This window comes from Streptomyces sp. NPDC036984 (genome assembly GCF_055607665.1).
Window position 1 is genome coordinate 1 of the sequence record NZ_JBVJRL010000080.1, and the last position, 1,793, is coordinate 1,793.

Genomic DNA, 1,793 nt, shown 5'->3' on the forward strand with positions numbered 1-1,793 from the left:
TCCTGGTTGACCGCGCTGCCACGCACCACCGCCAGCACCCGGTGACCATTGCGCTCGGCATCCGACAACCGCTCCACCAACAGCATGCCCACGCCTTCACTCCAGCCCGTGCCGTCGGCGGCGGCCGCGAAGGACTTGCACCGCCCGTCCACCGACAACCCCCGTTGCCGCGAGAACTCCACGAACGTCTCGGGGGAGGAGAGCACCATGACGCCGCCGGTGAGCGCCATCGAGCACTCGCCCGAACGCAGCGCCTGGCAAGCCAGATGCAAGGCGACCAGGGATGACGAACATGCCGTGTCGACCGAGACGGCGGGCCCCTCCAGTCCGAGGGTGTAGGCGACCCGGCCGGACGCCACGCTTCCTGAACTTCCGGTCAGCGCGTATCCCTCGACGTTGTCCTTGGCCTGACGGAGATGCCCGGCGTAGTCCTGGGCGTTGATGCCGGTGAAGACGCCGGTGGATGTTCCGTGCAGTGTCTGGGGGTTGATGCCGGCGTGTTCGATGGTTTCCCAGGCGGTCTCCAGGAGGAGCCGTTGCTGGGGGTCCATGGCGAGGGCTTCGCGCGGGTTGATTCCGAAGAACTCGGCATCGAAGTCACCTGGGGCGGTGAGGAATCCGCCGTGCCGGGTGTAGGAGGTCCCGGGATGGTCGGGGTCGGGGTGGTAGAGGTGCGCGAGGTCCCATCCGCGGTCCGTGGGGAATCCCTCGATCGCATCGGTCCCCGACGCCAAGAGGCCCCACAATTCCTCGGCGGACCGCACCCCGCCGGGGAACCGGCAGGCCATGCCGACGATGGCGATCGGTTCGTCGTCGGTGGCCGGTTGGCGGTCCCTCTCCTGGCGCAGTGGCGTGAGGTCGTCGCTCCCGCCCAGCAGTTGAGTTTGTAGCAGGACTACACAGTCCGCAGGCGTCGGATGGTCGAAGACCAACGTGGCGGAGAGCTGAAGGCCGGTGTCCCTGGCAATGAGCCGGCTGAACTGGGCGGACGTGAGCGAGTCGAAGCCCAGATCGTGGAAGGCGCGGTGCTCGTCGAACTCCTCTGCCTCGTGACGGCCGAGCACCTCGCACATGTGCGTCCGTACCAGACGGAGGAGTTCCTGGCGTTGCTGCGTGGCGGTCAGGCCGGTGAGCCGTTCGCGCAGGGGCTGGGTGTCGGAGGCGGTGGTGGTGGCGGCCTCGGCCGCCTCCTTCTCGCGTGCCAGTCGCCGCCGAACCTCGGGAATGTCCTCGATCAGGGGGCTGTCGCCGCGCGCGGTGAACGTCGGGACGAAGCGGCCCCAGTCCATATCGGCGATGACGAGGTTGGTGTTCGGGCGTGCGCGGAGCGCAAGGTCGAAGGCCTTGACGGCAAGCCGAGGTTCCATCGGAGGCACGCCGCGCTCCCTGAGGTACCGCTGGGCGTCCTCGCCGGCCGACATTCCGGCGCCGTCCCACGGCCCCCACGCGATCGACATGCCCGGGAGCCCACGAGTCTGGCGGTACGCGGCCAGGGCGTCGAGGTATGCGTTCGCGGCGGCGTACGCACCAAGGTTGCCGCTGCCCCATGCGCTGGCTCCGGAGGAGAACAGGACGAACTGCTGCAAAGTGTCGTGGTCAAGTAGCAACTCATGCAGGTGCGCCGCGCCTGCCGCCTTTCCGGTGAGGACGGACGCGAGCGCGGCTTCGTCCGTCTCCGCGAGGGGCGCGAAGAGGTGAGTGCCGGCGGTGTGGATGACGGTGGTGAGGGGGTGTTGGGTGGGGATGTTGTTGAGGAGGTGGGTGAGTTGGTCTGGGTTGGTGATGTCGCAGGT

Annotated in this window: 1 protein-coding gene; it reads right to left on the minus strand. The window is 68.3% G+C overall.

Annotated features, from left to right (window positions below):
- On the minus strand, positions 1-1,793 hold a 1,793-nt coding region (locus ACZ7DL_RS39035; RefSeq protein WP_470781828.1), incomplete at both ends, for a beta-ketoacyl reductase.